Source organism: Oricola cellulosilytica (assembly GCF_019966575.1).
Lineage (GTDB): Bacteria > Pseudomonadota > Alphaproteobacteria > Rhizobiales > Rhizobiaceae > Oricola > Oricola cellulosilytica.
This window is the reverse complement of sequence record NZ_JAINFK010000003.1, coordinates 222,828-236,957: the sequence shown is the minus strand read 5'-3', so window position 1 is coordinate 236,957 and position 14,130 is coordinate 222,828. Positions and strand designations below refer to the sequence as shown.

The window sequence follows — 14,130 nt, the reverse complement described above, 5'->3', positions numbered from 1 at the left end:
TTTGGTCCGGTTTGCCCTCGTCGTCGCCCCGATCGGGCCTTAAGTTTGCGCTATCGCATCGCAAGTTTGCAAAATCCTGCTCAGGTGAGTAACCGCTGACGCCATGCAGCATGTCGGCGAGCCAACGGCACGGGAAGAAAGAAAAGGTTTTCCATGAATGACATGCGTCTCCGATCGGGCGCAACGGATGTGCTGCCCGATGTCATCCTCTCCAATGCACGGGTCGTGCTTGGAGATGAGGTCGTTGGCGGCACGGTTGTCATACGCGACGGCGTGATCGCCGATATTTCGGCGGGAGGCACGGCGTCGGCATCCACGGATTTGAATGGGGATTATCTGATTCCGGGTCTGGTGGAGTTGCATACCGATCATCTTGAGACCCACTATTCGCCGCGTCCTGGCGTTCGCTGGGATTCCATCGCGGCGCTTCAGGCCCACGATGCCCAGATCGTTTCGTCGGGTATCACGACGGTGTTCGACTGCGTGCGCCTCGGATCGGATGAGGATGGCGGTTTCGAACGAGGCGAGATGCGCGCCATTGTCCACGCGCTGGTCCGGGCGGGAATCGAAAACCGCTTGCGCGCCGAGCATTTCGTTCATCTGCGCTGCGAAGTGTCGTCGCATGATGTGCTCGAGCATTTTGAGGACTTTGAGACGGACGGCCAGGTTCGCCTGGTTTCGCTGATGGATCACGCGCCGGGCCAGCGCCAGTTCCAGACGCTCGATCAGTACGAGCTCTACTACAAGACCAAGCGCGGACTGAGCGATGCGGCGTTCCGCGCATTCGTGGAAAAGCGGCAGGCCGCCTCGGCACAATATTCCGACCCTCACCGGCGCGCGATTGCCGAGCACTGCAGGGAGCGCGGCATCACGATCGCCAGCCACGACGATGCGACGCTTGCCCATGTCGACGAGGCAAAGGCATTCGGCGTCCGACTCGCGGAATTCCCGACGAGCGAAGCAGCGGCCAAGGCCTCGCACGAAAGCGGCATTTCGGTGCTGATGGGCGCGCCCAATGTTGTGCGGGGCAAGTCGCATTCCGGCAACGTCGCCGCGCGGACCCTTGCGGAGATGGGCGTTCTCGACGTGCTGTCTTCGGACTATGTGCCCTTCAGTCTGGTTCATGCACCTTTCGTCTTTGCCGACGCAGGCGTGATGCCGCTTCCCGAGGCGATATGCCTGGTGACGTCCACGCCGGCGAAAACGGTGGGCTTTGAGGATCGCGGCGCAATTGCTCCGGGCCGGCGCGCGGATCTCGTGCGGGTGCACCATGAAGAGGGCGTTCCGGTGGTCCGCTCGGTGTGGCGGGAGGGCCAGCGTGTCTCCTGAGGGGGAGGCGGAACAACCGGGCGTCCTTGTCGCGGTGGTCGGGCCGAGCGGCGCCGGAAAGGACAGCCTGCTCCGATACGCCAGCGAGCGGCTGGAGGGCGATGACCGCTTCCTTTTCGTCAGACGCATCGTCACCCGGCCCGCCGATCCCGCCAGCGAAGATCACGTGTCGGTTTCCGAGGAGGCTTTCGTCGAGGCCGAAACCGAGGGACGGTTCGCGGTGGCCTGGAGGGCGCACGGACATTCATATGCGCTGTCATCGGAAGTGCTCGAATATGTCGAGGCCGGCGGGATCGCGGTCGCCAACTGTTCGCGCGCGGCGCTAGGACGGGTCCGCGACCGTTTCCGGGTCTTGGAAATCATCACTGTCACCGCGCGTCCGCAGATCATCGCCGCACGAATTGCCAGCCGCGGACGCGAGGATGCCGCCGCGACCGCCCGGCGGGTCGATCGGCGGATCGACGATTTCCCCGGTCGCGGCGATGCGATCGAGATCGACAATAGCGGAGCGCTGGAGACGGCCGGAGAAGAATTCACCGCGGTCTTGCTGCGGCTCGCGCGACGCTGAGCGGATTCAAGTCCGCCAGACCTTCGGCAAGCCGCGCCCGTCGAGCAGATGTTCGAGAACCGGCATAAGCTGCCGGCGTAGCGCGTAACCGGAGGGGGCGGCCATGCGTATGAGGAGCTTCGGTCCGACCGCGCTTGCGCCGGCGGAGCCGGCGAGCAGCGCGCGAACACGGCCCAACCGAAGCGCGCGGACCTCTCCATCTTCCTCCGGTCCGACCCATACCAGCGTCGCGAAGGCGCGGTTCGCGGCGAGGATCGACGGATCATGCAGCGTGTTGTTCGACCTGAGGTCGAGGCGGAGGTCATCGGCATGAAGCAGGTTGCCTGCACGGCGGATCCGCCAGCGATCATGCAGAAAGGCGTCGTCGAGCGTCTCGCCCATCGCTTCGCGGCCGAGCAACACCGCTTCCAAACCCAAAAAGCGGGCATCATCGGCCAGTGAGACTTCGAGTGTGCGCTGAAGGCGGCCGCCCTGAAACAGGATTGTTTCCTGCGGCAGCCAGAAGAGGGATGCCCCTTCATCAACCGTGATCGCGGTTGTCTGACGCCCGTTCTCCCCGAGGCTTTTGTAAATGCGCTCGCAGGCCTGGGTGGTGACGACGGTGGCGGTGTTCATACCGCATTCGACGGTCCAGTTCAGCGTGTCGCCGCCGGTGATGCCGCCGGCGGTGTTGATCAACACGGCCTCGAGGCATTCGGTCCGGGTTTCGGGAATTCGGATTTTCGCATTGCCTGACTGGTGCAAACGGTCGAGACGGGTCCGGTTTGTGACCGACTTGACGGCGATGAGGCCGGCGCCGTGGGATCGCTGCATGACCGCGGGCGGCGGCGCTGCGATCGTCATCCGCCGAGATGGCGCTGACCGCGCTTCTTGGCGAGTTCGATCTGGCGCTGGCGTTCGGCGAAGCGCGCGCGGTCGTCGTCCGTGAGGCGGCCGATGCAATGAGGACAGGAGACCCCTTCAACGTAGGCGTCGGAGCGGGTCTCGTCGGGCGTCAGCGGATGGCGGCAGGCGCGGCACAGCGTGTAGTCGCCCGGCTCAAGACCCTGGCCGACGGCAACGCGCTCGTCGAAGACGAAACAGTCGCCCTGCCACAGGCTTTCGTCGGCCGGCACTTCCTCCAGATATTTCAGAATGCCGCCCTTGAGATGGTAGACCTCCTCGATGCCCAAATCCCTGACGAAGGCGGTCGCCTTTTCGCAGCGGATCCCGCCGGTACAGAACATGGCGACCTTGCGGCCCTGCAGCTCGTCCCGGTGCGCGCGGGCCCAGCCGGGAAATTCCCGGAAACTCGCCGTATCCGGATTGACCGCGCGTTCGAAGGTGCCGATCGCCACCTCGTAGTCGTTGCGGGTATCGATCACCACCGTGTCGGGATCGGCGATCAGATCGTTCCAGCCTTCCGGCTCGACATAGGTGCCGACGATCTTTCTCGGATCGGTTCCGGGCACGCCCATGGTGACGATCTCCTTCTTCAAGCGCACCTTCATGCGGAGGAAAGGTTCGTCATCGGCATAGCTGAGCTTGTATTCCAAGGCGGCGAATTCCGGCTGCTCGCGGAGGAAGGTGATGAGGCGGTCGATGCCGTGGCGGGGTCCGGCAACGGTTCCGTTGATGCCCTCGCTGGCGAGAAGCAGCGTGCCTTTCAGGCCCGCCTCTTCGCAAATGGCTTCGAGCGGCGCTTTGAAGCCTGCGTAGCGGGGGAAATCCGCGAAATGGTAGAGCGCGGCGACCGTGTATGTCGGGTTCTTTGTCATGAGGTTCCGGTTACTGCCGATCCCTGCCGGAGGCAAGGGGAAGGGAGGGTGGGCGCCCGAGCAGCCCGGCCCGACCTGCGCCTTTGCCCCCCTCTCCGTCCCACAGCCTGTGCTTCGGCTTGGCGAAGGCAAGACCCGAGGGGGATAACTCTCCCCACGCTGTGGGGCGAGGGAGGGCGCTGTGCCCTGTATTCCCCTCGTCATCCTTGGTCTGCGGGTTGAACCCGAGAATGACCGAGGATCCACGGCTACACGGCGCCTTTGGTCCATGGATCCTCGGGTCAAGCCCGAGGATGACGATCCGTGATTGGACTTCAACGCAATCACCAGCATCGAGACAATCTCCATCATCGCCACGCGGAGTCGTTTGTCCCGCCCTTAAGCTCCTCATTTCATTCGTCGCTGGCGGGCCCCTTGCTGGCGCGCCTCTTGGTTGCCACGCCCCGTTTCCGGTCTGGCTATTCCAAAGATCAGGAAGACGGGCGGTCGGGGGATCGCTTCGTCTATTGTAGTAGTGCGATCTTCCGACCGCCCCTTCGGCGTTCTTCCGGTTCGGGCCTGCATTGGCGCTGGGAGATCGCTCGTCCCGACTGCCCCGGCGGTTAAACCTTCGGTCCGCAAGCGACGGAACCTCTTGGCCGGGCGGGGATTGAGGAGCTAGCCGTTCCACCGGCGCTACGCCGGCGTCACTGCCGTCGGCGGCAAGCCGCTTTCCGACACACCCTTCAAGCGGCAAGCCGCTATCCGGGCGGGGTCGCTCCAACACCGCAAACCTTCTTCCGGCCCGACGTGGGGGCTCATCACCCAGGCAGGGACCTCTCCCCGCCCCGTCAGGCGCCGGCCTCTCCCTTTGTGCCGGTGTGCACCCAGGCTTCCTGCGAGAGACAGCACCAAGGATAAGGCAGGGGCCAGAAGTGTGGATAAGTTTTTTGCGGGAAAATGTGAAAATCGCGCCGTTTCAAAGGGTTGAGCGAAAAGCGGTAAAAAAGTTATCCACGTTCTTCGGCTCTGGCCCGGCTCAAGGCCGAGCATACGGAACTGAAGACTAATTCCGCGGCCCAAGGCGGGGCGGAACGGCTGAAGTCGGCCGACGGAACCGGCGCTCAGGTGCCCTGGGTTCGCAGGCTACGGCGACGCAGCCACAAAACCGCGAAGAGGGCCAGGATGAGTCCCCCGGGTACGCCCAGGGATGCCGGAAGTACGCCGCCTGGATTGAGATGCGGTTCGTGGACCACGCTCAAATGCAGGCCCTGCGTGACGATCGGCCTGCTAGTCGACTCCTCGTCCGCCACTTCCGGAATCGCGACGATGTAGATCAGGTAATCGCCCTCAAAGATTGGATGGATCGTCCATTCCTGCTGCGACGTCTCGCCGCGCGCAGGCGCCTCCACCACCATCGAGCGTTCCGGCGACCAGTCCTCCGGGTCAACGGGATCGCCATCGGCCTCGAGGTTGACGATGTTCATTGACAGGATGATCACCGGCAGCTCGTCCTCGCCGTCGAAGCGCAAGGTCGTGGTGAAATCGAACTCCTCGCCGGTCTTGACCTCGAGATACTCGGTGCCGACCGAGATGCTCAAGCCAGATTGCCCATCCGCTTCCCCGGCTGCCAGAGCGGGCGGCACGGGCTGCGCGAGGGCCGCGCAGAACAGCATCGCGGCCGCAGGCTGCGCCCAGCGGAACCGCAGGAATTTCGGCGGGTGGCCCTCCAGCGTCAGGCCGCTCCGGGCGAAGCCGAACAGCAGCGCACAGGTCAGGAGGGGCAAAATGACGGGCGCGGCGAGCCAGTCCCACATTTCCTCGAACGTGCGGTTGTTGACGATAACCTTTTCGAGGAACTGGTTTACCGATTCGATCGGATTGATGCGCTTAACGAGCCGCCCCATGAAGCCGGTCTGCGCCGTTCCGGGAAACTGCGTCGGAATGACGAAGAGGAGGTAGACGACGAGGCTTACGAAAAGGCTCGTCCGGTTGGACGAGCTCCACAGGCTGACGACCATTGCGAAAGCGGTGTAGCCGACCACCAGGAGAGTACCCAGCACCCCGCCCAGCAGCAGAACCTGGAGAAAGAGTTCGCTCGACGGCGACAGAACCGCCAGGAAAATGGCGGAGACAGCCAGCGCCGCTGGCCACGGAGATATCGCGGCGAGAAACTTGCCTGCAACGATTTGCCGGCGGCTGACCGGGGCCAGCAGCAGAGCTTCCAGACTGGCGCGTTCGCGCTCGCCGCTGATGCTATCGGCACCGATGAGCAGACCGATGAACAGACCAATGCCGATGGTCGTCTGCATGGTGAGGAAGAGCATTTCGCGCGGCGGCATCAGGCTCATTTCCTGGTTGGTGGCCAGCAGAAAGGCCATCACTGCCAAAAGCAGGCTGAAAAGAATGACCAGGACGATGGCGCGGCCGCCGAGCCAAAGATCGGTCAGTTCGCGCTGGCAGACCAGCCGCCAGGCGGGGCGGGGGCGCCCGGGGGGGTCAGTGGACGGAGACTGAAGCGTAGCCATCGGCGTGCTCCTCGTCAGTGAGTTCGAAGAAGACGTCCTGGAGGCTGCCACCTTCGGCCTGGAGACCGAGGACGGGAATTTGCGCCCGTATGAGGACGTCGAGCATCCGGTTACCGAGAAGCCGATCCTGCTCACCGTCGCCCGGCGCATCGGCAGGACGGGCCTCGATCCAGCCGGACTCCTCCGCGGGCGAAACCAACATCACACCGGAAATGCCGTGGAACAGCTGCGCGGCCTCTTGCGCCGCCTGGGCCGGAACCCTGATTCGCACGACGTTCCCGCGCGACTTCCGGACGATCTCGCCTACCGTACCCGCCGCAACGACCGTGCCCTCACGCAGGATCACAACGTCGTCGCAGAGGGTCGAGACCTCCGGAAGATCGTGGCTGCAGAAGACGACGCCGATCATCCGCTCGCGCGCGATCGACCGGATCAGCGCGAGCAGTTCCTTCTGGCCGCGCGGATCGAGGCCAAGCGTCGGTTCATCGAGAAAAATGACGACCGGATCGTGAATGAGAGCCCGGGCGATCCCCAGCCGCTGGCGCATGCCGCGGCTGTAGCTGCCGATGAGCGAATGGGCGCGGGGACGGAGCTTCACCGCCTCGAGAAGCGCCAGACCGTTCTGGCGAGCCTTCCGCTGGTCGAAGCCATATAGCTGGCCGTAATAAACCATCAGTTCCAGCCCGGTGATCTTCTTCGGAAATCCGAGCGATTCGGGCAGCACGCCCATCCGCCGACGGATCGCATCGGGCCGGCTTGACGCCAGTCCGTCGATCCAGAATGCACCGGATGTGGGTTCCAACACTGTCGTCAGCATGCGGATCGTCGTGGTCTTGCCGGCGCCGTTCGGGCCGAGGAGGCCTAGAATCCGGCCCGCCTGAAGGGAAAAGGAGAGATCCTTCACCGCGGACCTGCCGTCAAAGACCTTGCCGAGGCCCTCGACGCGGAGGACGTGGGAAGTGGCCTGCGCATGGTCGGCACGATCCGCCGCACCTGCCTGCGCACCTGCCTGGCTTTTCTGGAGCATCGGACGGCCTCCTCCTGTTTGCCGGGTGACGCCATCGACCGGATGAGCGGCCTTTCAAAATTGGCGTGGACCGGATTCCGGATTGCTCGCATCAAAAGAAATATGGGGCGCTTGCCGGGGCAAGCGTCGGCTACAAATTGACACCCGGGGGACGGCAGCTTCAATTGACCCAATCGGGCTATTTCTCATCCAAGTCATGCTGCAGAAAAGACGCAGCGTCGTCGAAATCGCAAAATATCAGCAGCGCGCCGACAGCGTCCAGCAGCTTCGGCCGCCGAAATTTTCGGGAACGACGGATGAGTGTTCGAATAACAGCGGGACGCCCCGGCGATCGGTCTGAAAACCTAATCCCTTCGGGCTAATCAGAAGGGAAACCCTGCTGCTATTCCGCCGCTTCCCGCCTCTCCAATTTCGCCACGCGCGCGGCGCAGTACTTGAACTCCGGGATCTTGCCGAACGGGTCGAGCTGCGGGTTGGTCAGCACGTTGGCCGGGGCCTCGTTGAAGCAGAACGGGATGAAGACCATGCCGTCGGCGACGTCGCGGTCGGCGCGCAGCAGCGCCGTGATCGTCCCGCGCCGGGTTCCGACCTCGATCATGTCGCCGACCGTCAGGCGCCGGCGGGCGATCTCGGCCGGGTTCATCGCGGCGATGCCTTCCGGCTCGATGGCGTTGAGCACGTCCGAGCGGCGCGTCATCGCGCCGGTGTGCCAGTGCTCGAGCAGGCGGCCGGTGGTCAGCACCAGCGGGAACTCCTCGTCGGGAACCTCATCTGGGGGCAGCAGATCGGCGGGCACGAGATGACCGCGCTTGTCCTTGGTCGGGAAGCCCTCGGTGAAGATCACCTCGTTGCCGAAGCCGCCGGGCTCCGACACCGGATAGGTGATGCAATCCTCCTCGTTGAGGCGCTCCCAGGTGAGGTGGTCGAGCGAACGCATGACCGAGGCCATCTCGGCATAGATGTCGCCGACGCCGCGATAGGACCAGCCGCAGCCGATGCGGTTTGCGAGTTCGACGATCAGTTCCCAGTCCTGCCGTGCGTCGCCTGGAAGGGGCAGGGCGGGACGGCCGATCTGAACCTGGCGGTTGGTGTTGGTGTAGGTGCCGAGCTTCTCGGCGTGGGCGGAAGCGGGGAAGATCACGTCCGCGTGCCAGCAGGTCTCGGTGAGGAAGATGTCTTGGACGACGAGATGATCGAGCTTCGCCAGCGCGGCGCGGGCGTGGAGCTGGTCCGGGTCGGACATGGCCGGGTTCTCGCCCATGATGTACATGCCTCGGATCGCGCCCTCATGGATGGCGTCGACGATCTCGACCACGGTGAGGCCGCGTTTCGGATCGAGCGTGCGGCCCCAGACATCCTGCATCTCGGCGCGGATGTCGGCGGCCTCGACCGAGCGGTAATCGGGGAAGAACATCGGGATCAGCCCGGCGTCGGACGCGCCCTGCACGTTGTTCTGGCCGCGCAGGGGGTGCAGGCCGGTGCCGGGGCGGCCGACATGGCCGGTGGTCAGCGCCAGCGCGATCAGGCAGCGCGAATTGTCGGTGCCGTGGGTATGCTGCGAGATGCCCATGCCCCAGAATATGATCGAGCGCTCGGCGGTGGCGTAGGTGCGGGCGACATCGCGGAGCGTCTCGGCGGGCACGCCGCAGACCTCGCTCATCGCCTCGGGCGAGAAGTCCTTCACCTTCTCGCGCAGCGCCTCGAAGCCGGAGACGTTGGCCTGGATATACTGCTCGTCATAAAGCTTTTCCTCGACGATGACGTGCAGCAGGGCGTTGAGCAGCGCGACGTCGGAGCCCGGCGTGAACTGAACCGGGTGGGAGGCGTGGCGCATCAGCTCCTGGCGGCGCGGATCGATGACGATCAGCTTCTTGCCCTGCTTGGCAGCCTGCTTGAAATAGGTCGCGGCGACCGGGTGGTTCTGGCCGGGGCGAGCGCCGATGACAAGAATACAGTCGGATTTCATCGCGTCGGTGAAGGGTGCGGAAACCGCACCGGAACCGACGCCTTCCAGAAGCGCCGCAACGCTGGATGCATGACAAAGACGCGTGCAGTGGTCGACATTGTTGGTGCCGAAGCCCTGGCGCACCAGCTTCTGGAACAAATAGGCTTCCTCGTTGGACCCCTTTGCCGAGCCGAAGCCGGCGAGCGCGCCGCCGCCATGTTCGTCGCGGATGGATGCGAGGCCGGAGGCGGCCCTGTCGAGGGCTTCCTCCCAGCTTGCCTCGCGGAAGACGTCGGAGACCTCCATGAAGCGCATGTCGATGTCGGCGGCCTTCGGTGCGTCGTCGCGGCGGATCAGGGGTTTGGTAAGGCGTTCCTTACTCATTGCGTAATCGAATCCGAACCGTCCCTTGACGCAGAGGCGGTTCTCGTTGGCCGGGCCGTTGCGGCCGTCGACTTGGACGATCCGGTCGTCCTTGACGCGCACGGTGATCTGGCAGCCGACGCCGCAGAACGGGCAGACGGAGGCGACCTCGCAGTCAAAGTCCTTGACCGCCCTCGTCCTCCCGGCTTCATCCATTAGCGTCTTCTCGTAGAGCGCGCCGGTGGGGCAGGCCTGCACGCATTCGCCACAAGTGACGCAGGTCGACAGGCCCATAGGATCGTGAATGTCGAAGACCGGGACGGTGCCGGAAGCCCGCGCGGCCATGCCGATGACGTCGTTGACCTGCACCTCGCGGCAGGCGCGAACGCACAGGCCGCAGGCGATGCAGGCGTCGAGATTGACGGCGATGGCGGGGTTGGTGAGATCGTTCTCGGCTTGCTGGCCGCCGTCGAATTTGGATGGGAAGCGCTGTGCGCCGCCGATCCCCATGCTGGACGCCCAGGTCCAGAAGGACGACTTGTAGTCCGGCGAGGCGTCGCGGGCCGGCATGTCGGAGGCGAGGAGTTCGAAGACCATGCGGCGCGCCTTGTCGGCGCGTTCAGTCTGCGTCGAGACCTTCATGCCTTCCGTTGGCATGCGGATGCAGGAGGCGGCAAGGTTCTTCTCGCCGTCGATCTCGACCATGCAGGCGCGGCAATTGCCGTCGGGTCTGTAGCCGGGCTGGTCGAGATGGCAAAGATGGGGAATGCGCGTGCCCTGGCGCTTGGCCACCTGCCAGATCGATTCGTCCGGTCCGGCGGTGACGGATTTGCCGTCGAGAGTGAATTCGATCGGCCCGGGCACGGCAGCCTGCTCGTGTTTATCCGCCACCGGTCCACCGGCTGGCGCCGGGCTTGGCGCGTTTCCCTTGATCTTGTCGTTCACGGGCGCAACTCCCTCACGCCGTCATAAAGCAATTTGCCGCCGAGCGCACCGAAGGCCGCGCCGAATGCGAGTTCGATCCAGCGTGCGAAGCGGCCATAGGTGCGTGTCGCAAGGCCGGTCGAAAACAGGACGGCGTAGGTTCCATAGACCGCCAGTCCAGAAACAGCGCCGACCGGACCAAATAAGAAAACCTGCCCGGGTTCCAGACCAGCGCCGAACAGGAAAGTGGCGACGGCCGCCCACATCATCACGGCTTTGGGGTTGGTGAGCAACACGAGAAATCCCCGATGGAATGCTTGTCGGTCGGTGAGCGGTTCTCGCGCGGCTCTTATCGAGCCAGGTTCATTGCGCAAAGCGGCACGGATGCCCTTGAAGGCGAGCCACAGGAGATAGCTTCCGCCGACGATGCGCATGGCGGTCAACGAATACGGGAACAATTCAAGCACGGTTGCGAGGCCATAGGCCGTCGCAAGTGACCAGACGAGCATGCCCGAGGACACGCCGCCGACGACAAACAGCCCGCTTCTGCGGCCCTGCGCGAGGGACACCGAAGCAACGGCAATCAGGTTCGGGCCGGGAGACGCCTGAGCGGCGAGCACGCCCAGCAGAGTGAGAAAATAGGCCTCGAACATCAGAGATCCTCCCGGAAATGCGTCAGCAGGTGGTTGACCGGGTTGGGCGCGGCCTGGCCGAGGCCGCAGATCGAGGCGTCGCGCATGACCTGTTCAAGATCGCGGATCGCTTCCTCGTCCAGGGGGCCGGATCGAGACAGAAGCCTGACCATCTTTTCCGTGCCCGAGCGGCAAGGGGTGCACTGACCGCAGCTTTCGTGGGCGAAGAACTTCATCAGGTTGAGCGTCGCGTCGCGGGTATTGTCCTTTTCGGAGAGGATAATGACGGCGTGCGAGCCGACAAAGGCCCCGTGGCGGAACAAATCGTCGCCGAAATCGAGCGGGATGTCGTCCATCGACGCCGGCAGGATGCCGCCGGACGCCCCGCCCGGCAGGTAGGCCTTAAAGACGTGTCCGTCCTTCATGCCGCCGCAATAATCTTCGATCAGTTCGCGGACGGTGACACCGGCGGGCGCAAGCTTGACGCCGGGGTCCTTGACGCGCCCTGACACCGACCATGAGCGCAGGCCCGGATGGCCGGGCTTGCCCTGGCCGGCGAACCATTCCGGCCCGTTCTCGACGATGTCGCGAATCCACCACAGCGTCTCGACATTGTGGTTGAGCGTCGGACGGCCGAACAGGCCGACTTCGGCGATGTAGGGCGGGCGGTGGCGGGGGAGGCCGCGCTTGCCCTCGATCGACTCGATCATTGCCGATTCCTCGCCGCAGATGTAGGCGCCGGCGCCGCGCCTGAGTTCGATGAAGCCCGGCTCGACGATTCCCGCCTCCTCGAGCGCGGCGATCTCGGTACGCAGGATCTCCAGCACGGCGGGGTATTCGTCGCGCATGTAGAGATAGACGCGTTCCGCCTCGACCGCATGGGCGGCAATGATCGTCCCCTCCAGCATCCGGTGCGGGTCGGTCTCCAGATAGTGGCGGTCCTTGAAGGTGCCGGGCTCGCCCTCGTCGCCATTGACCGTCATCAGGCGCGGGCCGGGATAGGAGCGGACGAAGCCCCACTTCCTGCCGGCCGGAAAGCCCGCGCCGCCGAGGCCCTTCAGGCCGGCGTCCGAAAGTGTGCGGATCAGCGTGTCGGCGTCGAGATCGCCGCCGCGCACCCGGTCCCAGACCTGATAGCCGCCATATTCCTGATAGGCGTGCAGGGGAATGTAGTCGGGCACGGCGACGTCGAACTCCCCGTCATCAGCCATTTCCAACAGGCGGTCGCAACGCGCATGGTCGACCTCGCGGTCGCCGACGCGGGCGGCGGGCGCCGTGGCGCAGCGGCCCATGCAGGGTCCGCGGACGACCCGGATGTGATCCGGATTGGCGTCTTCCTCGAGCCGCGCGATCAGCGCCTCCGCGCCGGCCATCATGCAGGAGATGGAATCGCAGACCCGGATGGTCAGCGGGGCAGGGTGTTTTTCGCCTTCCTTCACCACGTCGAAATGGTCGTAGAACGAGGCGACCTCGTAGATTTCCGCCTGGCTCATCCGCATTTCCTCGGCGAGAGCCCGCAGATGCGCGACCGGCAGGCAGCCATTGCGGTCCTGTATGCGGTGAAGATGCTCGATCAGCAGGTCGCGCGTGCGCGGCGCGTCGCCAAGCGCGTTCTGCACGTCGAGAAGCGCGGCCTCGTCGAGCTGACGGCCCTTGGGGTGGCTGGATTTGCGTCGTTTTTCCGCGATCACTGGCGTCATCTCGTTCATGCGTCGATACCGGTCCGGTTCGTCTTAGCGTCTGCAGGCCAAGGTAGCGACCCACGAAGTGCGCCACTTTCCCTTTTGCGCCAAGGAGAGGTCGTGATCATTGCGGTCGATCAATGCAAAACCAAACCGCGTTGACCGGGACGGCATACTTGCAGTACTAGGCGCAACAGGCATGAGGCGCCCGCCGCTCACCGGAATTTCCCGACGGTGAAGTCCTCACGGCAGCGTCCGTTTCTTGTGCAGAACCGTTTATTCGCGGCGATGCGGCAAGGTGAGCACCCGTAGCAGCAGCCGCGCATTCGACGGAGAGACTGCATCATGCCCGAACATTTATCCGACAACGGCTTGCCGGTCACGCGCGACCAGGCAAAGGAACGCGCCCGCGCCTTGCGCCGCGATCTCGCGGCGAACGGCGTCAATATCAACCACGGACAGGCGCTGGAGCGCGTGGCGGCCGAACTCGGATATCGCGACTGGAACACAGCCGTTGCCCGGCTTTCCAACGAACCGCCGTTCACGATCCAGGTTGGCGACGCCGTCTCGGGCAATTATCTGAAGCAGCCGTTTACCGCGCGCGTACTCGCCGTTCGCGAAGTGAGCGGTGGCGGATATTCGCATGTCACGCTGCAACTGGACGAAGCCGTGGACGTGGTGACGTTCGACAGCTTTTCCGCGTTTCGCCACCGGGTAACCGCTACGGTCGACAACCGCGGTGTCTCGCCCAGCCGGACGAGCGACGGCGAGCCGCATCTGGTGGTGTGGCCGCATGCGGTGCCGCTTGATGTGGGGGCGTGACGGTGACCATCCGCGCCGCGATGATCGTGGCCCGGATGGTTTGACATAGCCGGCGGGTGAGAATTCAGGCGCTCAGCGTCATTGCTCGCTTGGCGGACAAGGCTGACGTATTTATCTATGAGGTTTGATTAATCGCCCGATTGATTTGAATGCCCTTATTCACTGCGAGATAGGTCGGGTACGGCACTCGTTTTGACGTGTCGATTTCACGCTGAAGCCAATCTCGCGCTTCCAATTGATGCAACGATGTGGACAGGGCCCGATCCGTTATCGTGGCCAAATGTGATTTGATGACTGAAAAGCGCCGAGGCGTGTCCGTCAGCGCCAGAATCGGAACCGTCCAACTTCGTCGAAGCAAGGCAAACTCCGTATCATCAGGGACAGCCCTTACGATCCTGCTGGCGGTTTCGGCGATTTTGACACCCTCTCGAGTTAATCGGAATTCCGGACGCAGCGGATGGCCATGACCCGGATTCCTCTCCAAGAGCCTGAGTTGTACGAGGTGTCCGAGACTTGACGCGAATGACGTTCTGCTTGCGCTCGTTGCCGCCATCAGAGGGGCCTGCCGACCTGG

11 protein-coding genes are annotated in these 14,130 nt (G+C 64.1%); 3 read left to right on the top strand and 8 right to left on the bottom strand.

From position 1 onward, the window contains the following. Positions 1 to 162 precede the first annotated feature (162 nt). Both LC298_RS08675 and phnN read left to right on the top strand, forming a co-directional pair. A complete protein-coding gene (locus tag LC298_RS08675) occupies positions 163 to 1,329 on the top strand; it encodes an alpha-D-ribose 1-methylphosphonate 5-triphosphate diphosphatase (protein WP_131569362.1) in 1,167 nt (388 codons plus the stop codon). Beyond that, on the top strand, positions 1,319 to 1,897 hold the full coding sequence (gene phnN / locus LC298_RS08670; RefSeq protein ID WP_158284767.1) for a phosphonate metabolism protein/1,5-bisphosphokinase (PRPP-forming) PhnN: 579 nt from the start codon (positions 1,319 to 1,321) through the stop codon (positions 1,895 to 1,897). The genes LC298_RS08675 and phnN overlap by 11 nt, the downstream gene beginning before the upstream one ends. Before the next feature lie 6 nt (positions 1,898 to 1,903). Here the strand turns inward: phnN and LC298_RS08665 are convergent, their stop codons facing one another. The 7 genes from LC298_RS08665 to LC298_RS08635 form a co-directional block, all read right to left on the bottom strand. Further along, the gene (locus LC298_RS08665) at positions 1,904 to 2,740 is read right to left on the bottom strand and encodes an urease accessory protein UreD (protein WP_131568874.1); all 837 of its coding nucleotides are present in this window, start codon (positions 2,738 to 2,740) and stop codon (positions 1,904 to 1,906) included. Continuing rightward, positions 2,737 to 3,654, bottom strand: coding sequence for an oxygen-dependent tRNA uridine(34) hydroxylase TrhO (gene trhO, locus LC298_RS08660; protein ID WP_131568872.1), 918 nt, complete (start codon positions 3,652 to 3,654; stop codon positions 2,737 to 2,739). Before trhO ends, LC298_RS08665 begins: the two co-directional genes overlap by 4 nt. A 1,103-nt stretch (positions 3,655 to 4,757) precedes the next feature. Next, the gene (locus LC298_RS08655; protein WP_158284702.1) at positions 4,758 to 6,161 is read right to left on the bottom strand and encodes an ABC transporter permease; all 1,404 of its coding nucleotides are present in this window, start codon (positions 6,159 to 6,161) and stop codon (positions 4,758 to 4,760) included. Then, positions 6,133 to 7,188 (bottom strand): ABC transporter ATP-binding protein, encoded by a 1,056-nt coding sequence (locus LC298_RS08650; RefSeq protein ID WP_131566543.1) that lies wholly within the window; start codon positions 7,186 to 7,188, stop codon positions 6,133 to 6,135. The genes LC298_RS08655 and LC298_RS08650 overlap by 29 nt, the downstream gene beginning before the upstream one ends. 382 nt (positions 7,189 to 7,570) lie before the next feature. Next, positions 7,571 to 10,387, bottom strand: a complete 2,817-nt coding sequence (fdhF, locus tag LC298_RS08645) for a formate dehydrogenase subunit alpha (RefSeq protein ID WP_428977538.1) — start codon at positions 10,385 to 10,387, stop codon at positions 7,571 to 7,573. A gap of 50 nt (positions 10,388 to 10,437) precedes the next feature. Continuing rightward, positions 10,438 to 11,073: a LysE family translocator gene (locus LC298_RS08640; protein ID WP_131566540.1), complete on the bottom strand. Its 636-nt coding sequence runs from the start codon at positions 11,071 to 11,073 to the stop codon at positions 10,438 to 10,440. Beyond that, entirely contained in the window at positions 11,073 to 12,761 is a 1,689-nt protein-coding gene (locus tag LC298_RS08635) for an NADH-ubiquinone oxidoreductase-F iron-sulfur binding region domain-containing protein (RefSeq protein WP_131566537.1), read from the bottom strand. Before LC298_RS08635 ends, LC298_RS08640 begins: the two co-directional genes overlap by 1 nt. A 318-nt stretch (positions 12,762 to 13,079) precedes the next feature. Here LC298_RS08635 and LC298_RS08630 point away from each other — a divergent pair, with 318 nt between their 5' ends. Next, positions 13,080 to 13,556, top strand: coding sequence for a glyoxalase superfamily protein (locus tag LC298_RS08630; protein WP_131566534.1), 477 nt, complete (start codon positions 13,080 to 13,082; stop codon positions 13,554 to 13,556). 115 nt (positions 13,557 to 13,671) lie between these two features. Here the strand turns inward: LC298_RS08630 and LC298_RS08625 are convergent, their stop codons facing one another. Continuing rightward, positions 13,672 to 14,109, bottom strand: coding sequence for a winged helix-turn-helix transcriptional regulator (locus LC298_RS08625; RefSeq protein WP_223385623.1), 438 nt, complete (start codon positions 14,107 to 14,109; stop codon positions 13,672 to 13,674). Between the last annotated feature and the right edge of the window lie 21 nt (positions 14,110 to 14,130).